Raw genomic sequence first — 21,168 nt, 5'->3', positions numbered from 1 at the left:
GCGAGATACGTGAAGACATAAACGGCTCAACGGCCGGGCAGGAAACCTGAGCTTAAGAAAAGCGCATCGACGCTGATTGAGTTCTTAGGCTTGCCCGGCGCGGCTCTCATCATGGAGCGGGGATGGAACCCCAACTGACTCCGGATAGATTCAAGCAAGCCTAATTTACGTCAACACCGTCACGCTTGCAAAATGCGGGCTGACCATAGATTCTTTAGCGCCGCCGGAGGGGCAGAGCCTGGGCCGGACGTTGGAGGGCGCTGCCTCGGTCCGCCCGACCGGCCGGCCCAGGCTCTGCCCCTCCGGCGGCGCTTTAGAACACAATAGAAGCCCTGCAAAACAAGGCCAGCGCCAATTTAGAACCCAACAAAGAGACCCAGAGAAGTAAGCTCAGCGCCACCTTGGAACACAGCAAAATCACGGCAACATAGAAGACCAGCGCCGCTTATAAAAAGACGATCGACTCAGCTCTCAGCCTGAAGAGCAGCATGCGCCGGTGCGTCATCCAGCAACCCAGCCCCATGCAGCGCCTTGACCTCTTCCCAGGCGCGGCGGATGAAACGGGCGGCCTCGACGTTCTGCTCGAACAGGTTGTACTTGGCGTTCAAGGCATAGTCGGGCAGATTGATCATCTCGGTCGTGATGTAGCGCAGGGGGCTGTCCGCATGCGTGATGTGGTAGCGCATGGCCCGGCGTATCGCCTCTTTCGAGGGCTCCACCATGTAGGCGTGCCAGGGCGAATGCCACTCGCCCGGCTCGGGGCGCGTGATGGGATACTGGATGCCGCGGCCATTCGAACCATCTTCGTTCACATGCCATAGGTTCTTGGGCTGATTGGGACCCACCGTGCGCAGCTGCGTCCACTTGACGATGCCCAGATCGAGCCATTGCTGGCACAGCGAATCGTGGGCGAAAGGGTCCAGCACCATGTCCCCGGCCTCGACCGCTTCGCGGCATTCGGAGATGTCCAGCTCTTGCGGATCGCCGATCTTGAAGATGGCGTGGCTGTAGTCCATGGTGTAGTTGAACGGTATGCCCCGCGCCATGATGCGCTGCGCGATCGGCGTGACGCGGGCGAAGGACTCCGTCCACATATTGACGTGCAATTCGAACGAGGGCTCGACGCCCAGCTTCATGCCGACGTCGTAGGCGTCCAGATAATGATCGACGATCTCGTCGTCGGTCAGCACGTGCCCATCGGCATGATGGGTGAAGGTCATGATGTTGTGGCAGGTGGCCCCGACTTCCTGGCAGATCTTCAGGTTGTCGTGCAGCAGCGCCTCGTCGCGGCCCAGCATGTAGAACCAACTGCAGGTGTGCACCGGCAGATCGTACTTCTGCATGGCCTTTTCGTACTCGCCCTGGTTGCTGCGCAGCGGCAGGCGGTCGAAATAGTCGAAGACGCCCGCCTCTTTCACCAGCCTGAACTGCTCGTCGATGGAATGCTCTTCGAGCGACACCGGCCTGTCGATCGACGAGGCCTGCGCGCCGCGTCCATTGCATCCCAGCAAGAAGGGAAAATCATCTTTCATGTGTTTTGTCTCCGTCCGGAACAGTTGTTGCAGCGGCAAGCCCGCGCCCGTGGACGCGGGCTTGCGGGCATGGTGCAGAAAAACGAGAAGGCGGCCCCGCTTGTGTTGCCGGGGCGGGCCATGGTCAGGCGTGCGAAGGCTCGGGCTGCGCGATTGTCGCTGCGCCCTGGCTGCGCTCGGTCTTGATCCATTCTTCGACCATCTTGCGCATGCGTATCGGCGAGGCGTCGATGGCCAGCCGGACCGGAGTGGGGTTGACCGAGCGCTGCTCGTTCTGGTGAATGGCTTCGAGTATGGTCTTGTCTTCGTTGAAAGCCACGCGGAACTCGGCGGACAGCTTCTTGTTGGTTTCTTCGTCGGCCTTGAAATTCTTGACGTGCAGCCAGTGGTCGATGGTGGTGTTTTCGTCGACCGGCGTCATGAAGTGACAGGCGTAGATCTGGATGCAGTCGTCGCGATTGCCCTCGGGCGCGCCGGTGCCGGTGGGCGCGCTGCCGAAATCGATGACGGCGATGCTGGGCGCCGTGTAATGGTAGTAGTGCCAGCGATCGACGTTGGTGGTGAAATTGCCGAACTTCTGGAACAGGGGTATGGCGGGAGAATCATTGATCCAGCGCCACGTGACGAGGCCGTCCGGAGTCTGCTTCATCTGCACGGGAATGTCCTCGCCCGCGGGGGTGCCCAGGGTGCTGAGGTGAACGAAGCTGACGTGGGCGGGGTCGCACAGGTTGTCGCACAGGTTCAGGTAATGGCAGCCGATCTCCAATGCATCGCCCTCGGCCGAGCTCCAGGCCGGGTCGTGATACTGGGGCAGGTTGTACACCAGCGAAGTGTCGGCCTTGGCCGGGTCGCCCATCCAGATCCAGACCAGGCCCATGTTTTCATGGGTGGGATAGGTTTCGACGGCCGGGCTGCCGACGATGCGCTGGCCCGGTATCCGGATGCAGGCGCCGGAACAATCGAAAGTCATGCCATGGTAGCCGCACTCGATCGAATCGCCCTTGAGCCGGCCCATGGAAAGCGGCGCCATGCGATGCGGGCAGACGTCCAGATGGGCCGCCACCTGGCCGGTGCTGCTGCGGTACAGCACGATGTCCTTGCCGACGATGCGGCGCTTCGCCAGCTCGTATGAAATGTCGCGCGACCAGGCAATGGGATACCAGGTGTTCAGAACGTAATCAGCCATGATGTGTCTCCAGATGCAGAGGTTTGCGCCCCGCCGCCCGCCAAACTGCCCGGCAGCCGGGGCCCGAACCGCCAAGTTTATTTAGTACTCACTACATTAGCGTATAATATACTGGAAGGCGCCTGATGTGGCAAACTGTTTTTTTTCGCCCTCTCCGGGCCGCCCGAGGCGAAGGCGCCCCACCACTTTGAGCGAGCCATGAACACCAACGACGAAGACATCCGAGGCAGCACGGCATTTGACGCAAGGTCCGAGGCCCCCGGCCCGGAGCCGGCCAAACGCAAGTCCCGGCCCCGGTCGGCCAAGACCACGCGCGAGAACATTCTGCGGGCGGCCAAGAAGATTTTTTCCAAGGACGGCTACGACGGCGCCCGCGTCGACAAGATCTCGAAGGCGGCCAAGTCGTATGACAGCCTCATCTACTATTACTTCGGCAGCAAAGAAAAGCTGTTCGTGGAAGTGCTGGAAGGGGCGTACAAAGACATTTTCGAGGCCGAGAAGAATCTCGAGCTCGACATGGAAGACCCCGTGGGCTCGCTGCGCAAGATCATCGAGTTTCCCTTCCGGTATTACCTCGCCAACCCCGAGGTGATCACCCTGCTGGGCACCGAGAACCTGCAAAAGGGCAAACACATCGGCAAGTCGCGCACCGCCGACCAGTACGCGCTGCCCGCCATCTCCATTCTCGAGGAGGTCATCCAGCGGGGCGTCGACAAAGGCCTGTTCCGCAAGGGCGTCAACTGCCGCAAGCTGTACATGGCCATGACGGCGCTGGGCTATTTTTATGTTTCCAACCGCTATACGTTCTCGGCCTTCCTGAACGTCGACCTCATGGACGCCGAAAAGATCGACGGCTGGGCCAGCTACATGAGCGACCTGCTGCTGGATTCGGTGCTGAAGAAATAAGCCGGGTTAGGGCCTGTTCCGCAAGGGCGTCAACAGGCCCTAGATGGCTTTCAGGGCCCGCAGCTCGGCCACCCGGGCGGCGTCCACGCCCAATTCGGCCAGCACCGCCTCGGTATCCTGGCCCAGTTCAGGCGGCGCCGAATCATAGTGGATGGGGGTCTCCGAAAACCGCATCGGGCTGGCCACCAGCCCCACTTTGCCGTAGCGCGGCGAATCGACGTCGACCCGAACCTGCCTGGCCCGGATGTGCTCGTCGTCGAATACCCGGTCGACCGTGTTGATGGGCCCGCAAGGGAAGCCATGGCGAGTGGCCAGTTCGCACCACTGGTCGATGGTCTTGGCCTGGATGCGCTCCTGCAGCAGCGGGATGAGCTGTGCCCGGTTGTGCACCCGGTCGGCGTTGGTGGCAAAGCGCGCATCGCCTGCCAGCTCGGGGCAGCCCGCGGCCTGGCAGAAGTTGGCGAACTGGGTGTCGTTGCCGATGGCCAGCATCACATGGCCGTCGGCGCAGGAAAACGGCTGATAGGGCACGATGGAAGGATGGGCGCTGCCCAGCCGGCCGGGCACCTGGCCCGCGATCAGGAAGTTGCTGGCCTGGTTGGCCAGTGCGGCCACTTGTACGTCGAGCAGCGCAACGTCGATGTGCTGCCCCTTGCCGCTGCGGCCGCGATGGTGCAGCGCCGCCAGGATGGCGGTGGTGGCGTACAGGCCGGTCAGGATGTCCACCACGGCCACGCCCACTTTTTGCGGCCCGCCGCCCGGCGCCTCGTCGGGTTCGCCGGTGATGCTCATGAGCCCGCCCATGGCCTGGATGAGGGCATCGTAGCCGGGGCGTGCGGCATAGGGGCCGGTCTGGCCGAAGCCGGTGATGGAGCAATAGATCAGGCGCGGGTTGATCTCGGACAGCGTTTCGTAGTCGAGCCCGTATTTCTTCAGGCCGCCCACTTTGTAGTTCTCGACCAGGATGTCGGCTTTCTTGACCAGTTCGATCAGCACGGCGCGGCCCTGCTCGACGGTGAAGTCGAGCGTGAGCGAACGCTTGCCGCGATTACAGCAGAAGAAGTAGGCAGCGTCGCCGGCGGCGCCGTCGCTGCCGATGGCAAAGGGGGGCCCCCATCTGCGGGTGTCGTCGCCCGTCTCCGGGCGCTCGACCTTGATGACGTCGGCGCCCAGGTCGGCCAGATTCTGAGTGGACCAGGGCCCCGCCAGAATGCGCGACAGATCGAGTACCACCACATCCTGCAATGCTGCTGTCATGTCTTGCCTTGATCCCTTGACTCGGTCAGTGCCGCTCGATGGCCGGAAGCTCGGTGGCCGGCGGCGTGTTGCGGCTGCGCTGGCAGCGCACGATGCCGTCGATGATGACCATGCCGATGCCCGGCAGGTCGCCCAGCTGCACGCTTTCCAGCAGCGTCGACGCGGCCGTGTGCTGCGCGCGGTCCATGATGACGAAGTCGGCCGCGCGCCCTACCTCGATCAGGCCGCAGTCGAGGTCGCGCATGCGGGCGGTGTTGCCTGTTGCGAAACAGAAAGCAATCTCGGCGGGAATGTCGGCAAGGCTGGAAAGCTGTGAAACCATGCGCAGTATACCCAGCGGCTGCACGCCCGATCCGGCCGGGCCGTCGGTGCCCAGGATGACCCGGTGCAGGCATTTGAGCTCGTGGGCGTGGCGGGCGGTAAGGATGGCGATGCGCTCGTTGCCGTTGTGGACGATTTCGATGCCCCGGCTCGAACGTTCGCACAGTTCGCACACGTGCTTGTAAGGCAGGGAGGTATGGCCGCCGTTGATGTGGCCGATGATGTCGGCATCGGCTTCCAGCACCACGTCCTTGTCGATCAGGCCCGAACCCGGAATGGAGGGCCCGCCCGTATGGATGGTGCTCTGGATGCCGTACTTGCGGGCCCATTCGACCATCTGGCGCGCCTCGTCGCCGGCCTTGACGCTGCCCAGGCCGATTTCTCCCAGCAGCTTCACGCCCGCGTCGGCCAGTTCCTTGAAGTCGGACTCGACCATGCCTTTTTCGATCACCGGCGCGCCCGCCAGCACCTTGACGCCGCCCGGCCGGGCGTTCTCGAAGGCGCGCTGCGAGGTGATGGCCAGGGCCTTCAGGCCCAGGATGTCCTTGGGGCGGCCGGGGTAGTGCACTTCGCCGGCCGAGATCATGGTGGTCACGCCGCCGTTCAGCGACGAGTCGATCCAGCCCAGCTGGCCTTGGCGCGGCGTCCAGTCGCCGGCCACCGGATGCACGTGCGAGTCGATGAGGCCCGGGGACAGCGTGGTGCCGCGGCAATCGATGACGGTCTTGGCGCCCTCGACGTCGCAGTCGGCGTACTTGCCGACCGCCGCGATGCGGCCGTCGTCCACGACGATGGTGTCGGCATCGAGTATGGGCTTGTCCAGATCGCCCGACAACAGCAGGCCGATGTTCTTGATGACGACTTTTCCTGATTTCTCCACTGCAGCGGCGGTGGCCATGTTTACTCTCCTTTCTGTGTCGATGCGGGACGCCGCATCGCGTCCGCCGGCCCATGGCCGTGATCGCGATGCGGCGCGCTGCGGCCTAGCGCAGGCCGTCCTCGCCCTTGATCTCGCTGACCTGCAAACCGCCCACGCGCGGCAGCGGCCGGCCCGAATCGGTGACCGCGACGGCGACCACGATCTCGTTGGCGCGAGGCGCATCGGAAACGCGCGCTTCGACCGCGTCGAAATGGCTGCGCACGAACGCCGCGTCCTTGTGGCCCAGCGGCACGTCGATGGCCGCCCCGATGCCGCCCATTTTTTTGGACGAGGGTACCAAGGCCGCGCCCTTCTGGACCGCCTTGCGCAGCGGCGCGCCGAGCTTGGGATGCAGGATGGCGGCGGCATGCTCGAGCTCGCCCGCCTCGCCGACGATGGCCGCCTTGCCATAGCTCTCGGCCTGTTCGGGCTGGATGCCCAGGGCCTTGACGCACTGTTCGCCCAGAAGGCCGCCCAGCTCTTCGCCGATGGCGGTCAGCTCGTCGAGGTTCTCGGCGTAGCGCCCGGAATAGGGATTCTCGATGACGGCCATGGCGACCGCGCGGCGGGTCGCCGGCTCGATGCGCCGACCCATTTCGACGCGGGTTTCATCGACCACGACCACCAGTTTGCGGATGTTTGCTGACATGTATTTCTCCTCGTGTATTCAATGTTGCCACATGGCCCGGATCGATCGCTACGACCGGGATGCGGCGATCAACGCAGGCCGTCGTACTTGCTGATCTGTTCCGGGCGCAGGCCGCCCACGCGCTGGTGTATGCGTTCGCCGGTCGTCATGACCAGGACGAACACGATCTCGTCCGCCGCCGGCGCCCCCGGCACATGGACCTCCATCGCGTCGAAATGGCCACGCACATAGCTGGCGGTGACGTGGGTGAGGGGAACGTCCAGCCGGGTGCCCGGGCCACCCACTTTCTTGGTGGACGGCACGATGGACAGGGCGCGGCCCATCTCCAGGCCCTTGGGGCCGGAGCTTTGGCCCTGCTTGTAGGACGAGCGGTCGCCCTTCCATCCCAGCAGTTCGCGCATGGCGTAGCCGCCTGGCACGTGCCACAGCGCGCCATGCTCGAGCTCGCCGGCGCCGCCGACGATGGAGCCCTTGCCATAGCTCTCGATATCGTCGGGTTCGACGCCCATGGCGGCCACCAGCCGCCTGGCCATGTCCAGCCCTACGTCGTTGAGCTCTTCCATCATGGGCAGGATGTTCTCTTCGTAGCGCCCGGCGTAGGGGTTCTTGAGCACCGCCGCGACCGTGCCGCGGATCAAGGGCTTTTTATCCCTGGGCCCGAACTCGTGGAAGATGGTCTCCACTTCGGTCAGGACCTGGCGTACTTCGATCAAGTCAGACATGGCTTTCCTTTTGTCGTTGCATTCCGGAGAGGCTGGCGCGCCCCTCCATCGCTTTGAATTGAGTGAGCGGGCGCGGGCCGGACTCCAGCGCATCCGGACCGCAGGCGATGCCCACGGTGCGCACCGAGCCTTGCAGCATCAGTACCGCCCCATGGATAGAGCCGTCGTCGCACAGGCGCTGCGCATAGGCGGCTCCGAAGCCGAGCGCCTGATCGATGGCGGCGCGAGGCAGCGGCCCCACGTCCACGGTGACGAGGCGGGAGCCCAGGTCGGTGTCGTCCTTGAGCGTGTCGGCCGGCGCGCGCCGTACTGCGGCATGATCGACGAACACCTGGTTGGCGACCAGCGTGGCGGCCACATCGGCCTGGGCCGCGTCGGCAGCCAGCACCGTCACGCTGTCGGCGATGCCCATGCTGAAGCTGCGACCGCGCCATCCGCTGGTGGCGACGCCGCGCACCGGCATGCCGGCCGTGATTTCGAAGGCCCCGTCCAGGCCCGGCGGAAGGTGGCCGACACGGCCCAGGTCGGAGAACAAGCCGATGCGATACGTCCGGTCCGGCCCGATATGCAGCGCAATGTCGCCGCCGTTGTTGATATAGGCGCGTTCGATGCCTGCCTGAGCCGAAAAGAAACCGATGAGCTCGTCGGCCACCGAGCCCGCCACGGCGGCCATCGGCGTCACGAAGACCTGCGCGGCATAAGGCCGGCATGCCGCAAGCATGCGGGCGGCGACCCGGCCTTGCGCTTGTGTGCCCTGCCCGGCAGGCCTGCGCAGCCAGGCCAGTTCGCCGGCGAGTTCGGGCAGTATCTGCGTGAAGCGCTGCCAGGCGCCCGGAATGGCGGCGTGGACGGCGTCCGAAGACCCATCGACGCCGATGACGAGGTCGATGGGCCCATGCTGGAAATGCCAGCGGCCGTCCTGCAGCATCGCGCATGCGGCCCCCGACGGATGGGGGGCCGCCACGGCGGCCGCCATGGAGGGAATGGACACAGGCCTGCTCACGCCCGTCCTAGCCCAACACGGGCTTGCCGGCGATGGGCCAGGGGCTTGCGCCGTCGACCCAGTCGATGATGCGGTGGTTGGCCCTGGCCAGCACGTCGCCGATGGCCTGCACGTCGCCTACGTGACCGCCCAGGCGCTCGTAGTCGCTGAGCCGCATGCTGAACTCGATGGGGGCCACGATGGCGGGCGTGGGCACATAGCCGAAAGAGTTGTCGGGCATGCGCATGACGTCGACCATGACGGTGATGCCGCCGCCCGCCCAGATGTAGGCAGGCGCGCCGCCGCAGGTGACGTTGACCAGGGACTTCTTGATGGAATTGGTGAGCCAGATGGGGTTTTCGGTGACGCCGGCGCGCAGGGACCCCCCCGCCCCGCCGAGGAACAGGACACTGGCCAGCGACGGCTCGCAGTTCTCGCCGATGCGGTCGACCGTTTTCTGCAGGGGCGCGGGCATGGGCTTGCGCTGCGGCTGCAGGGAGTCGTCCAGTTCGTAGTATTCGGCATGCTCGCCCGTGGTGGAGGTGATGAGCAGGCGCAGGCCCGGCCGGGCCACTTCGGGGTCGAAGCCCTCGATGATGGAAAGGGGGTCGGAGATGTCGGTGCCGCCCCAGCCGTTGCCCGGGTTGGCCACCTGAAAGTAGCGCCCCGGCGTCGACTTGCGCCCCTTCATCTTGATGCCCGAGAGCGGAATGTCCAGGCAGCGGCCGGCCTGGTGCTCGGTAAGCACGCCGGTGATGTGGTCGTCCACCACCACCACCTCGTCCGTATGGCCGTACCACTGCTTGGCGAAAATGCCGATGGCGGCCGATCCGCAGCCCACGCGCATGCGTTTTTCTTCGACGCCGTCGACGATGGGCGCCTTGCCCGCCTGCACCACCAGCTGCGCCCCGCCGTCGATGCTGAGCTCGACCGCCTGCTTGTTGCCCAGCGCCATCATCACATCGCAGGTGATGCGGCCTTCTTTCTTGCTGCCGCCCGTAAGGTGGTGCACTCCCCCCAGGGAAAGCATCTGCGAGCCGTATTCGGCCGTGGTGACGTGGCCGACGATCTCGCCCTTGTGGCGGATGTTGGACTGCTCGGGGCCCAGGTAGCGGTCGGTGTCGATCTTTACCTTGAAGCTGCAATAGCTGAATATGCCTTCTGTCACCACGGTGACCATGTCGACGCCGTCGGCCTTGGAGGCCACGATGAAGGGCGCGGGCTTGTAGTCGGGATAAGTGGTTCCCGAGCCGACGCCGCTGACGAACAGGTCGGTTTCGGGCACCAGTCCGGTGGCCGCCGACGCCTCCTGCACGGCGACATCGCCCTCGGCCCGGGCTTCCGCCTCCAGGCGCGAGGCCGGCGACGCGGGCGGCCCGAAGGGACGGCGCATGAGAATGACCGGGTCGATGCGCGTCAGTACTCCCTCGACGTTGCCCCAGCGATCACAGGCGCCCGTGCGGCCCTCGGTGATCTGGCACAGAACCGGACAGGCATTGCACTCGACCTTGTTGGCCGCCATGTTGGCGCTGCGCGGCTTGGACTTCTCGAGCACGGTGGGGCCGGGCGTGGACGGCATGGTCTCGTCCAGGTTGTCGGAGCTGTGGTCCACTTTGGTATGTTCGGTCATTGCCGGCGACTCCTTGCTTGGGTATCGAACCGCGCCACATCCAGGCCCGGTGACGCCATCCGCCTGAAAACTGAATGTAGTGCTTACTATAAATTGTAGTGGTTACTACATTTACTGCTTGATATTAGCGTAAAAGCCATGGCGCGACAAGACGGTTTCAACCCTTAGAGTTCGGCTCGTTGCGCGACGGCCGTTTACTCAGGCAGCTTGAGCAGCACGCTGCGCAGGACGGTGTCGGTGATGACGGATTTCCAGTGCTCGAGCTCGCCTTTGCCGCGCAGGTCGGAGTTCAGGAAGACGCTGAGCGTGTAGCGGTTGGACAGATAGAAATAGCCCAGGGCCGCGATCTCGATGTAGAGGTCGCGCGCGGTCTTGTCGGAGCGGAACAGGCCCAGCTGGACGCCCGAGCGCAGGACGTCGTCCAGGATGGCGACCGCGGGCGAGGACAACTGGCTGGCGCGCGCCGACTTCTTGATGTGCCTTCCCTTGAGCAGGTTTTCGCTGTTGAGCAGGGTGATGAATTCAGGATGGTCGAGGTAGTACTGCCACACGAAATGCACGACGGTGGTCAGCGCATCGACCGGCTCGCTCAGGTCGATGTCGATCTTTGCTTCGGCCTCGTTCATTTTTTCGTAGGCCGTTTCCAGTACTTCGACGAACAATTGCGCCTTGCTGCCGAAGTAGTAGTAGATCATGCGGTCGTGGGTGCGCGACAGGCGCGAGATGCTTTCGATCTTGCCGTCGGTGAAACCGTTGCGCGCGAAGACGCGGGTGGCCGCCTTCAGGATGGCCTCGCGGGTCTTGTGGGCGCGGACCTGGGTGGCCACGTGTATCGAAGCCTTGCCCCGCACGCCCTCGGCCGAGCTTTTTCTGCCCCCGGCGCGCTTCGAGGCAGACGCCCCCTTGGAAGGCGGCAAGCGGGCGTCGGAAGGCACGGCGCGCGGGCCTTCTTCGGGGGCGATGGCTTTCTTGCGCGCGTTGGTGGGCATGGGCATGAAGGCTTGAGGGTTCAGACCCATCCAGATTCTACCTAACAAAAAAATGTAGTCAATACCGAAAAATTTGGTGTTTACTACATTCATTGAATACACTACGATACGCCGGAAATCATCGTCCGAATCCATTTTAAGATAGGTTCACCATGACCCACGTCGTCACCGAAGCCTGTATACGCTGCCGCTACACCGACTGCGTCGACGTCTGTCCCGTCGACTGTTTCCACGCCGGCCCGAATTTCCTCGTCATCGATCCCGACGAATGCATAGACTGCGCCGTGTGCGTGGCCGAGTGCCCCGTCGAGGCGATCTACGCCGAAGAAGACCTGCCGGCGGACCAGACGCACTTCATCGAGATCAACGCCGAGCTGGCCCAGCAATGGGAGGTCATCTCCCGCAGCGTGGGCCCGCTGCCCGATGCCGAGGAATGGAAGGACAAGACCGGCAAGCTGGACGAGCTGGAACGCTGAAACAGGCAATAGCGCCTTGGCTGCGATAGGCAGTATTCTGTCATCCCTTCGCACACCCAAACGGAAACCGCCCCATGCACGAGAATTGGATCGCCGGACAATGGACCGGGAGTGACAACGTTCAGCAGAACATCAATCCGTCGGATCTGTCCGACGTCGTGGGCGAGTACGTACGCGCCAGCGCCGCCGACGTGGACATGGCGCTGGAAGCCGCGCACGCCGCCTGGCCCGCCTGGTCGCTCAGCACGCCGCAACAGCGCTTCGACGCGCTGGACATGATCGGCAGCGAACTGCTGGCGCGCAAGAGCGAACTGGGCGAACTGCTGGCGCGCGAAGAAGGCAAGACACTGCCCGAAGGCATCGCCGAGGTGGGCCGCGCGGGCCAGATATTCAAGTTCTTCGCCGGCGAAGCGCTGCGCATCGAAGGCGAGTCGCTGGCATCGGTGCGCCCGGGCATCCAGGTCGAGGTGTCGCGCGAACCCATCGGCGTCGTGGGCATCATTACGCCCTGGAACTTCCCCATCGCCATCCCCGCCTGGAAGATCGCGCCCGCCCTGGCCTATGGCAATTGCGTGGTGTTCAAGCCGGCCGACCTGGTTCCCGGCTCGGGCTGGGCGCTGGCCGAGATCATCAGCCGCAGCGGCCTGCCCGCCGGCGTGTTCAATCTGGTCATGGGACGCGGCTCGATCGTGGGCGCCGCCTTCATCGAAGACCCCCGCGTCGAGGCCATTACCTTCACCGGCTCCGTGTCCACCGGCCGCCAGGTGCTGCAGCAGGCGGCGGCCCGCCAGAAAAAGGTGCAGCTCGAACTGGGCGGCAAGAACCCGCTGGTCGTGCTGGACGACGCCGACCTCGAGGTCGCGCTCGACTGCACCATACAGGGCGCTTTCTACTCCACGGGCCAGCGCTGCACGGCCAGCAGCCGCATCATCGTCCAGCGCGGCATCTACGACCGCTTCGTCAGCGAACTGGCCCATCGCACCCAGGCGCTGCGGGTGGGCCACGCCCTGCGTCCCGACACGCAGATCGGCCCGGTCAGCGAGGCGTCCCAGCTCGAACAGGACCTGTCCTACATAGACATCGGTCGCCAGGAAGGCGCGCGGCTGCTGTGCGGCGGCGAGCGCCTGCAACGGGATACCGAGGGCTATTATTTCAGCCCCGCCGTCTTTGCCGACGTCGCCAGTTCGATGCGTATTGCGCAGGAGGAAATCTTCGGCCCGGTCGCCAGCGTGATCCCGGCCGACGACTACGAACATGCCCTGGCGCTGGCCAACGATACCGAGTTCGGACTGAGCTCGGGCATCTGCACGCGTTCGCTCAAGCATGCCACCCACTTCAAGCGCTCGGTGCGGGCCGGCATGGTGATGGTCAACGTGCCTACGGCCGGCGTCGACTACCACGTGCCCTTCGGCGGCCGCAAAGGCTCCAGCTACGGGCCCCGGGAGCAAGGGCGCTACGCGCGCGAGTTCTTCACCATCGTCAAGACCGCTTATACCGCGGCCTGATCCCGCTACAGAAACATCCCGCCCGAAACCTCGATGCGCTGCGCCGTCACCCAGCGGTTGCCTTCGCCCAGCAGGGCGGCGATGGCGCCGCCGACGTCGTCCGGCAATCCCGCCCTGCCCAGTGCCGTCTGGCCGGCGAGGTAGCGGTTGAGCTCGGGGTCGTCGCGCACGGCGCCGCCGCCGAAGTCGGTCTCGATGGCGCCCGGTGCAACGATGTTCACGGCGATGCCGCGCGCGCCCAGCTCCTTGGCCTGGTAGCGCGTGAGCACCTCCATGGCGCCCTTCATCGACGCGTAGGCCGCATGACCGGGCAGGGCGAAGCGGGTCAGGCCGCTGGATATATTGACGATGCGCCCGCCATCGGCAATCAGCGGCAGCAGCGCCTGGGTCAGGAAGAACGGACCCTTGAAGTGCACATTCACCAGGTCATCGAACTGTTGCGGTGTGGTTTCAGCATAGGATGCGTACACGCCCATGCCCGCGTTGTTGACCAGAAAATCGAACTGGCCGCGCTGCCACTGCGCGGCCAGTTCCCGGCCGATCCGTTCGGCGAAGCCGGCAAAGCTCGCTGCGTCCGCAACATCCAGCTGCAGGGCGGCGGCGCGACGGCCCATGGCCCGGATCTCCGCCACGGCCTCTTCCGCCTGGCGTTCGCCGCTTCGGTAGGTGAGGATGATGTCGGCGCCCCGGCGGGCGGCGTGAAGGGCCGTATTGCGGCCTAAGCCGCGGCTGCCGCCGGTGATCAGTGCGATCTTGTCTTGCATGGTGGTTCCTTTTTGCTTGATCGGATGCCGCACATCGGCACCTCGTGGATACGAGTCTATTGATGTATATGAAGGCAATAAACCGGGGTTCTGGAACTACACTGTTGTTAGTGTGTAGACAATAAGGATAGCGTCATGAATCGCATGGACGCCTTGCAGGTATTCGTGAAGGTGGCCGAACTGGCCAGCTTCACCCAGGCGGCGCTGGCCCTCAACCTGCCGCGAGCCACTGTCTCCAAGGCCGTGCAGCAGCTCGAGGCCCAGTTGGGCGCGCGATTGCTGCAGCGGACCACGCGCCAAGTGCAGCTCACGCAGGAAGGCCAGGCCGCATACGAACGAGGCAGGGAGCTCCTGGCCGGGCTCGACGACCTGCAGGGCATGTTCCGGCGCACGCCGGTGGCACTGGCCGGGCGCCTGCGCGTCGACATGTCCTCGGGCATAGCCCGCCATGCGGTGATTCCCCGCCTTCCCGAATTCCTTCTGGCGCATCCGGGCCTGTCGCTCGAGTTGAGCAGCACCGACAGGCTGGTCGACGTGGTGCGCGAGGGCTTCGATTGCGTGCTGCGCGCCGGCGGGCCGCGCGACTCCTCTTTGGTGGGGCGCCCGCTGGGGCACATGACGCAGATCAACTATGCCAGCCCCGCCTACTTGAGCCGCTACGGTACGCCGCAGCGGCTCGAAGATCTGGCTCGGCATCGCCTGGTGCACTACGCCAGCGTGCTGGGCGCCCGGCCGTTGGGTTGGGAATACCACGAGCGCGGCCGCAGCCGCGCCGTGGAGATGGGCGGCGTGCTCACCGTCAATAATGCCGACGCCTACATGGCCGCCTGCCTGGCCGGGCTGGGCATGATCCAGGCGCCCTTGCTGGGCGGCGCCGCGCATCTGGCGAGCGGCGATCTGGTAGAGGTGCTGCCCCGATACAGAGCCGCCCCGCTGCCGCTGACCCTGCTCTATCCCGACCGCCGCGTGCCGCCCCGCGTGCGTGTTTTCATGGAATGGCTGGAAGATGTGGTCGGCCGGTGCCTGGCCGAGTTCCAGTCCGAACCGCCTCCCGATTCCGTCTAGGATTTCGGCCGGGTGTGCTGGTGCATCAGGTCCGCGGCCGGCTCTTCCTCTCTACCCTCGCCATGGTCATGCCCATGGCCGTGATCATGCGCGTGGCTTTCGTCCGGCACATGCGCATGGCTGTGCGTACGGATATCCACCGGGACCAGATTCATGCCTCCATGCCTGACCCCCCTTTCGGCCGTGAGGCGGTCGGCGCAGGCGCGCACCCGGTCTATGGGACCTTTCAGGAACAGGCTTTCCATGCACTGATCGTGGTCCAGATGCACGTGCATGGTGGCAATGGCGAGGTCGTGGAAATGGTGCTGCAGGGCGATGACCCGATCGGCCAGTTCGCGCTCGTGATGGCTGTACACATAGCTGACATTGGCCACGCAATGCGAGGCTTCGCGCACCCGTAGGCGCTGTTCCTCGATGTGCCGGCGCAGGATGTCGCGCATCGCTTCGGAGCGGTTCTGGTATCCCCGCGCATGGATCAGTTCGTCGAACTCGCGGGCCAGCTCCGCGCTGAGGGAAATCGTGAAACGCTCCATGTCTTTTCCTTTGAAGAGGTGTGGTCGCGTATGAAATTTCAGGCAGACCACATAAAGAAGTGCTTGACGCGTCAAGACGGCTTGGGTACGATTAAACCATATAAAGGAACCACGTTCCACTTATCAGAACATAAAGATGCTGATGGGAGGAAATCCGGTTCCGCCGTTGCTAGATTTTCGCCGCAGCAAGCGCCAGAAACACCGGCAAAGGCCAATTCGTTGGCTTTTATTTTGCGCATATGTATGAAGAAAAATCTTTTCTTCATACAGCAAGGATCGGGAAAGCGGGAGCCATGCGCGAAGCAGAATAAAAGGAGACTCGTCTTGCTGCACTTCACCCCCTTGCGTCTCGCCGTCCTGGCCGCGGGCGCCGCCCTTGGAGCCGGCACCGCCCACGCATTGGAAACGCCGGACACCGGAAGCGAGCCGATGCTGCTCGCCCAGGCCGAGCCCGTCCAGCTTTCCCGTCTCGTCGTCAAGGGACAGCGCTTCGCCCCCGAAAATTCCGGCTTCACCGCCAACGTGCTGGAACAGGACACCATCCGCGAACGCCACGCCGGACACATCCAGGAACTGTTCCGCGAGGTGCCCGGCATGTCCGTGAATGGCCTGGGCCTGGGCGGCGTGGCCGACAATCTCGTCATGCGCGGCTTCGCCAACGGCGGCCACGGCGGCGACATCGGCATGGTCATAGACGGCATCCCCCTCAACGAAGCCATGTCGCACGCCGACGGCTATGTCGACCAGAACGTCATCATTCCGCTCGAGATCGAGCAGATGACGGTGTTCAAAGGCCCTTCGTCCGCCCTGTACGGCAACTACAATCGCGGCGGCACGGTGGCCTTCGAATCGCGCAAGGGCGGCGACTACCGCGAGCTCGATCTCAAGACAGGCTCTTTCGGCACGGTCGACCTGCAGGGCGCGCTGGGCACGCCGCTGGGCGATGGCCACGAAGGCAACTTCGCCGCCCAGCTTTATCGTTCGGACGGCTTTCGCGAGCAATCCAAGACAGAACAGGGCACCGTCGCCGGACGCCTGGGCTTCCAGCTGGGCGGCGGCACCACGCTCGCCGTGTCGGGCCGGGCCCACCAGGGACGCTGGGACTCCGCCGGCTACATCACTGAAGAACAAAACGACAGTTCGGGCCGGCGCTTCGACAAGGATCCGCGCGTGCAGAACGACGGCGGCAAGAAAGACTTCTACACCGGCCGCATCGACCTGAGCACGCCGCTTTCCGACGACGTCAGCCTCCTGGCCTATGGCTACTTCACGCGCCAGACCTTCACCCGTTCGTTCAGCCGGCCCGTTTCCGCGACGGAATGGCGGCAGCGCGAAGAAGATTACGACCGCGACGTCCTGGGCGCCGGGGTCAGCCTCAACGGCTTGAACGCCGTGGCCGGACACGACCTGAACTGGATCCTGGGCACCGAAGTAGTGGACGAGTCCACCCGCTATCACTTTCGCGACGGCCTGGACAACCGGCAAGACACGGCGCTTACCACCAGCGGCACGCTGCCTTACCTGGACCGGGATTACGGCAGCAAGACTTTCTCGGTATACGGGCAGGCCGAATGGAACCTCTCGCCCCTGTTCCGTCCCATACTGGGCCTGCGCCACGACCGCATGACCGGCGACTGCAGCGCCAAGCCCGACGAGATCCTGGGCGGCACTTCCTGTGGCGATATGCCCCGCTACACGCACACCAGTCCCAAGATAGGCATCCGGTCCGCCTGGTCGCCCATGGTCGAAACCCGGGTCAGCTATTCAGAGGGCTTCCAGCTGCCGCCCTCCGACGCCCGCTACGGCCCCGACGGGCAGGCGCTGGACCCTACAGTGCTGCGCCAGATCGAAGCCGGCCTGACCCTCAAGCCGCTGGACGGCCTGTTCATCGATACCGCATTGTTCCGCATCGATACCTCGAACGAAGTGCGCAGCCTGGGAGACGGCATCTACGAGAATTTCGGCAAGACCCGCCGCCAGGGCATCGAACTGGACGTCAGCTATGCCGTGACGCCCCGCTTCGACCTTTCCGCCGCCCTCACCTGGCTGGACACCAAGGTGCTGGAACACGCCGACACCGCCATCGAAGGCCAGGCGGTACCGACCGTGCCCAGGCGCACCGCCCTGCTTCGCGGCACCTATCGCTTCGACAACGGCTGGGCGGCCGACCTGGCCCTGCAGCGCAACTCGGGCTATCCGGTCTCGCCCGACGGGTCAAAAACGCTCGATGGCTTTACCATCGCCGACCTCACTATTTCGTACGAACGCAAGCTGTGGGGCCAGAACCAGCGCTTCTACCTGGCCATCAACAACCTGACCAACCGCGACTACAGCACCAACTCCTTCATCATGGGCGGGCAGCAGCTGTATGCCCCCGGCGCGCCCCGCAGCTTCATGGTGGGCGTCAACCTCAATCTCTGAACCGGTGGAACGACATGAAACATCTGATAGGCAAACTCTCCCTCATGGCTCTTGCCGGCGCGGCGGTCGTGCTGCCTTGCGCGCAGGCCCACGATGCCTGGCCGGTGGCGCAGGACGGCGGCTATACGGTTGTCTACGGGCATCTCGGCAAACAGGAAGCCTATGCCGGCGACAAAGTGCGCCGGATCCAGGCCTTCGACGCCCAGGGGCAGGCGCTGCAAACCACGCGCCACGACACGGACAAGGGCGTGCACTTCGCCGTGCAGGGCGAGCCCGCCGTGCTGATGCTGGAATTCGACAACGGCTACTGGAGCAAGACCACCAAGGGCTCGGTCAATCTTCCCAAGAACAAAGCCGAAGGCGCGCTGAGCGCCTCCCATGCGGTCAAGTTCAGCAAGACCGTGCTGCGCTTCAGCCCGGCCGCGGCCGCGGCCCATGGCCAGCGTCTCGAGATCGTCCCGCAGGGCGGCGAAGCGCCGAAGGCCGGCGGCGCCCTGCCGGTGCAGGTGCTGTGGGACGGCAAGCCCCTGCCCGACGCCAGGCTGATGCGCGGCCATGACGACGACAAGCCCGTGGTCACCGACGCCCAGGGCAAGGCCAGCCTGCCCGTGGAAGCCGGCAGGCAGGCGTGGGCCGTCATGCACAAGCAAGCCCTGCAAGGCGACCCCCGGGCCGACGAGTACTCGGCCTCGGCCAACCTGATCTTCCAGGCGCAGTAAACGCGCCATCCAGCGTAGACCCATAAAGGAGCTTTTTTGACGATTCTGCTTTCCCTGATGCGAAACGGCGCGCACCGCGCCGTGGCCCTGGCGGCCATGGCGTTCATCTTCGCCGCCCCCTCGCGGGCCCATGAGGTAGTGAACGAGATCCAGCGCCGGCAAGCCGTGACGGTCACGCTGGAGTACTCGGACGGCGAACCGTTTTCATATGAAACCTACGAGCTCTACGCCGGCCACGGCAAGACGCCGGTGCAAACCGGCCGCACCGATGCTCATGGCCGGGTCGTGTTCCTGCCGGGCCGGGAAGACGCGATGCGCCTGCGCGCCTTTTCCGCCGACGGGCATGGCGTGGACCTGCGCTTTCAAGTGCCGGCCGCCTCGCCGGAAGCGGCGGCCGGCGACGAGGCGGCCGCGGCGGCGCTGGGCAGACCCGCAAAACTCCTGGCCGGGCTGGCCGCCATCCTGGTGCTATTCGCCGGATGGCAGCTGTTCGTCCGCAAGAAGAACAAGCCCTGACCACGGCTTACCGCAAGGCCTTCGCATGCATATCCCAGACGGCTTCCTCTCTCCCCAAACCTATCTGCCGGCTTACGGCGTGGCAGCGGCCGCCTGGTTCTGGGCCGCCAAGGGCCTGCGCCGGCGGCTGGACGAGCAGACCGTGCCCAAGCTGGCTGCGATGACCGCGCTGGCCTATGGCCTGGGACTGATCATGGTGCCCATACCGGGCGGAACGTCCGGGCACGCGCTGGGCATCGCCATGCTGGCGCTGCTGTTCGGCGCGAGGCTGGCCTTTCTTTCCTATAGCCTGGTGCTGCTGCTGCAATCGCTGTTGTTCGGAGCGGGAGGCGTCACGGCCCTGCCCGTCAATGCTCTGGCCATGGGACTGGTCGGCGCCTGGTCGGCCGTCGCCGCCTTCCACGCCCTGCGCAGCCTGAATGAATCCCTGGCCGTCGTGGCGGCAGCCTGGCTGTCGGTCATGACGTCGGGCCTTGCGGTGGCGCTGGTGCTGGGCGCCCAACCGCTCGTCGCCCATGGCGCCGACGGCGCGCCGCTGTTCTTTCCGTTCGGATTGTCCATCGTCCTGCCGGCCGTGCTGCTGCCCCATGCCCTGATCGGCGTGGGCGAAGCCCTGCTGACATTATTCGTATGGCGCTTTGCGCGCAAGCGAAACTGGTGCCCCGCATGAAGACTCAAGCACTGCAAAGAATCCCCGCGCTGCGCGCTCCGTCGCCGTTCAAGGGCCGCGCCACGACCCAGTTCTGGCTGGCTGCCTATCTGGCCGGCGTGGTGGCCATTACCTTCGTTCACCAGCCGGCCTGGCTGGCCGCCGCCCTGGCGGCCGCCATCAGCGCCGCGGGGCCCGCGCGCTGGCGGCTGCTGCGCCGCACGATACTGGCGGTGCTGGCCTTCAATCTTGCGGTCAGCGCGGGCTATGCCGCCGTGGCGTGGTGGCAGGGCCGCTATTCCGGCCACTACCTGCTGATGATCAATCTACGCGTCGTGCTGCTGGTGTTTCTGGGTTTCTGGTTCATCAGCCGCGTCAATGTGTTGCGGGCGCTGGGCTTCTCGCGCACGCTGGCCTTCGTCGCCACCCTGGCGGTCGGCCAGATAGGCACGTTCACGCGCATCATACGGGACTTCCGGCTCGCCTTCGCCAGCCGCAACCCGGTGCGGGCGAGCTTGGCCTCGCGAGGACGCCATGCCGCCGCCCAGGCCGGGCACCTGCTGGACAAGTCGGTCTGCGGCGCGGCCGACACCGCCATGGCCATGCGCTCCAGGGGATGCTTCGATGATTGAACTGCAAGGAGTGGATTTCGGCTGGCCCGACTCGCGCGAGACGTTGAAGGATATTTCCCTGTCCTTGGCCCCCGGCGAGAAGACCATATTGCTGGGAGCCAACGGCTGCGGCAAGTCCACCCTGCTCAAGCTGCTGAACGGCTTGGTAACGCCCAGCCGGGGCAGCTACCGCTACGAAGGCCGGGCCATCGACAAGGCCAGCATGGCCGACCGCCAATGGCTGCGGCGCTTCCGCCAGGAGGTGGTCCTGCTGTTCCAGCACCCCGAGGCTATGCTGTTCAACCCCACGGTGCGTGACGAAATCGCCTACGGCCCGCAGCGCCTAGGCTGGAAGAACACGGACGAGCGCGTGGCCTACTGGGCCGATCAGTTGGGTCTGCGGCCCATCCTGGACCAAGCCCCGTTCACGCTGTCGGGCGGCCAGAAACAGAAGGTGGCGCTGGCCAGCATACTGATACTGGAACCCAAAGTCATTCTGATGGACGAACCTTCGGCAAGCCTGGACCCGCGCTCGGTGGGCTGGCTGGTGGACTTTCTGCTGGATACAACGGCAACCGTGGTGGTCAGCACCCACAATCTGTCGATGGCGGCGGAGTTCGGTTCACGCTGCCTGGTATTGGGCGAGAACGGGCAATTGGCTTACGACGGACCCGTCGGCCCCGCGATGCGCGACATGCAATTGCTGGAACGCTGCAATCTCGCGCATCGGCACCGTCACCGCCACGGCAGCGGCGAGCACACCCATTTGCATGGGCATGAATGGGAAAGCTCCTGACTCGCCCCGCGGCGCCCGCG

The 21,168-nt window shown here is 64.9% G+C and carries 21 protein-coding genes; 10 read left to right on the top strand and 11 right to left on the bottom strand.

Annotation, left to right across the window (positions count from 1 at the left end; translation table 11 throughout):
• Positions 1 to 464 precede the first annotated feature (464 nt).
• Positions 465 to 1,532, bottom strand: coding sequence for a xylose isomerase (locus tag CSC67_RS19440; protein ID WP_118996120.1), 1,068 nt, complete (start codon positions 1,530 to 1,532; stop codon positions 465 to 467).
• Positions 1,533 to 1,656: 124 nt separating this feature from the next.
• A complete protein-coding gene (locus CSC67_RS19435) occupies positions 1,657 to 2,718 on the bottom strand; it encodes an aromatic ring-hydroxylating dioxygenase subunit alpha (RefSeq protein ID WP_118996119.1) in 1,062 nt (353 codons plus the stop codon).
• 198 nt (positions 2,719 to 2,916) lie between these two features.
• On the opposite strand from CSC67_RS19435, the gene CSC67_RS19430 reads away from it, so the two are divergent.
• Entirely contained in the window at positions 2,917 to 3,624 is a 708-nt protein-coding gene (locus CSC67_RS19430; RefSeq protein ID WP_118996118.1) for a TetR/AcrR family transcriptional regulator, read from the top strand.
• A gap of 39 nt (positions 3,625 to 3,663) precedes the next feature.
• Here the strand turns inward: CSC67_RS19430 and CSC67_RS19425 are convergent, their stop codons facing one another.
• The 7 genes from CSC67_RS19425 to CSC67_RS19395 all read right to left on the bottom strand — a co-directional run bounded on the left by CSC67_RS19425 (position 3,664) and on the right by CSC67_RS19395 (position 11,123).
• Positions 3,664 to 4,881 (bottom strand): CaiB/BaiF CoA transferase family protein, encoded by a 1,218-nt coding sequence (locus tag CSC67_RS19425; RefSeq protein ID WP_167752970.1) that lies wholly within the window; start codon positions 4,879 to 4,881, stop codon positions 3,664 to 3,666.
• A gap of 25 nt (positions 4,882 to 4,906) precedes the next feature.
• On the bottom strand, positions 4,907 to 6,100 hold the full coding sequence (locus CSC67_RS19420) for an amidohydrolase family protein (protein WP_118996116.1): 1,194 nt from the start codon (positions 6,098 to 6,100) through the stop codon (positions 4,907 to 4,909).
• 85 nt (positions 6,101 to 6,185) lie between these two features.
• Complete coding sequence (locus CSC67_RS19415) at positions 6,186 to 6,770, bottom strand: amino acid synthesis family protein (protein ID WP_118996115.1); 585 nt, start codon at positions 6,768 to 6,770, stop codon at positions 6,186 to 6,188.
• Positions 6,771 to 6,838: 68 nt separating this feature from the next.
• Positions 6,839 to 7,483 carry an amino acid synthesis family protein gene (locus CSC67_RS19410; protein ID WP_118996114.1) on the bottom strand — a complete coding sequence of 215 codons (645 nt, stop codon included), beginning with the start codon at positions 7,481 to 7,483 and terminating at the stop codon, positions 6,839 to 6,841.
• A gap of 1 nt (position 7,484) precedes the next feature.
• The gene (locus tag CSC67_RS19405; RefSeq protein WP_245220303.1) at positions 7,485 to 8,495 is read right to left on the bottom strand and encodes a UPF0280 family protein; all 1,011 of its coding nucleotides are present in this window, start codon (positions 8,493 to 8,495) and stop codon (positions 7,485 to 7,487) included.
• A 7-nt stretch (positions 8,496 to 8,502) separates the two neighbouring features.
• On the bottom strand, positions 8,503 to 10,104 hold the full coding sequence (locus CSC67_RS19400; protein WP_118996112.1) for a 6-hydroxynicotinate reductase: 1,602 nt from the start codon (positions 10,102 to 10,104) through the stop codon (positions 8,503 to 8,505).
• A gap of 194 nt (positions 10,105 to 10,298) precedes the next feature.
• Positions 10,299 to 11,123: a TetR/AcrR family transcriptional regulator gene (locus CSC67_RS19395; RefSeq protein ID WP_118996111.1), complete on the bottom strand. Its 825-nt coding sequence runs from the start codon at positions 11,121 to 11,123 to the stop codon at positions 10,299 to 10,301.
• Between the two features lie 122 nt (positions 11,124 to 11,245).
• Between CSC67_RS19395 and fdxA the strand changes: the two genes are divergently transcribed.
• Positions 11,246 to 11,569, top strand: a complete 324-nt coding sequence (fdxA, locus tag CSC67_RS19390) for a ferredoxin FdxA (protein ID WP_118996110.1) — start codon at positions 11,246 to 11,248, stop codon at positions 11,567 to 11,569.
• 74 nt (positions 11,570 to 11,643) lie between these two features.
• On the top strand, positions 11,644 to 13,074 hold the full coding sequence (locus CSC67_RS19385) for an aldehyde dehydrogenase family protein (protein ID WP_118996109.1): 1,431 nt from the start codon (positions 11,644 to 11,646) through the stop codon (positions 13,072 to 13,074).
• A 5-nt stretch (positions 13,075 to 13,079) separates the two neighbouring features.
• On the opposite strand, the gene CSC67_RS19380 is transcribed toward CSC67_RS19385, so the two are convergent.
• Positions 13,080 to 13,838, bottom strand: a complete 759-nt coding sequence (locus CSC67_RS19380) for an SDR family NAD(P)-dependent oxidoreductase (protein WP_118996108.1) — start codon at positions 13,836 to 13,838, stop codon at positions 13,080 to 13,082.
• A gap of 135 nt (positions 13,839 to 13,973) precedes the next feature.
• Between CSC67_RS19380 and CSC67_RS19375 the strand changes: the two genes are divergently transcribed.
• Positions 13,974 to 14,903 (top strand): LysR family transcriptional regulator, encoded by a 930-nt coding sequence (locus tag CSC67_RS19375; protein WP_118996107.1) that lies wholly within the window; start codon positions 13,974 to 13,976, stop codon positions 14,901 to 14,903.
• Here CSC67_RS19375 and nikR read toward each other — a convergent pair.
• A complete protein-coding gene (gene nikR, locus CSC67_RS19370; protein ID WP_118996106.1) occupies positions 14,900 to 15,436 on the bottom strand; it encodes a nickel-responsive transcriptional regulator NikR in 537 nt (178 codons plus the stop codon). The two genes, CSC67_RS19375 and nikR, sit on opposite strands and share 4 nt — an antisense overlap.
• Before the next feature lie 324 nt (positions 15,437 to 15,760).
• Between nikR and CSC67_RS19365 the strand changes: the two genes are divergently transcribed.
• Genes CSC67_RS19365 through CSC67_RS19340 form a run of 6 tightly spaced genes read left to right on the top strand, consistent with a single transcriptional unit; the run spans position 15,761 to position 21,148 of the window.
• Complete coding sequence (locus CSC67_RS19365) at positions 15,761 to 17,857, top strand: TonB-dependent receptor (protein ID WP_118996105.1); 2,097 nt, start codon at positions 15,761 to 15,763, stop codon at positions 17,855 to 17,857.
• 14 nt (positions 17,858 to 17,871) lie between these two features.
• Positions 17,872 to 18,576, top strand: a complete 705-nt coding sequence (locus CSC67_RS19360; RefSeq protein ID WP_118996104.1) for a DUF4198 domain-containing protein — start codon at positions 17,872 to 17,874, stop codon at positions 18,574 to 18,576.
• Positions 18,577 to 18,612: 36 nt separating this feature from the next.
• Positions 18,613 to 19,092, top strand: coding sequence for an ABC transporter permease (locus tag CSC67_RS19355; RefSeq protein ID WP_118996103.1), 480 nt, complete (start codon positions 18,613 to 18,615; stop codon positions 19,090 to 19,092).
• Positions 19,093 to 19,117: 25 nt separating this feature from the next.
• Positions 19,118 to 19,762, top strand: a complete 645-nt coding sequence (locus CSC67_RS19350; RefSeq protein ID WP_118996102.1) for an energy-coupling factor ABC transporter permease — start codon at positions 19,118 to 19,120, stop codon at positions 19,760 to 19,762.
• On the top strand, positions 19,759 to 20,373 hold the full coding sequence (locus CSC67_RS19345) for an energy-coupling factor transporter transmembrane component T family protein (protein WP_118996101.1): 615 nt from the start codon (positions 19,759 to 19,761) through the stop codon (positions 20,371 to 20,373). The genes CSC67_RS19350 and CSC67_RS19345 overlap by 4 nt, the downstream gene beginning before the upstream one ends.
• A complete protein-coding gene (locus tag CSC67_RS19340; RefSeq protein WP_118996100.1) occupies positions 20,366 to 21,148 on the top strand; it encodes an energy-coupling factor ABC transporter ATP-binding protein in 783 nt (260 codons plus the stop codon). Before CSC67_RS19345 ends, CSC67_RS19340 begins: the two co-directional genes overlap by 8 nt.
• The last annotated feature ends 20 nt before the right edge of the window (positions 21,149 to 21,168 follow it).

It is taken from the genome of Pusillimonas caeni, from assembly GCF_003545815.1.
GTDB lineage: Bacteria > Pseudomonadota > Gammaproteobacteria > Burkholderiales > Burkholderiaceae_B > Pusillimonas > Pusillimonas caeni.
Note: the sequence above shows the minus strand (reverse complement) of the source record. Positions and strands in the feature narration are given on the sequence as shown.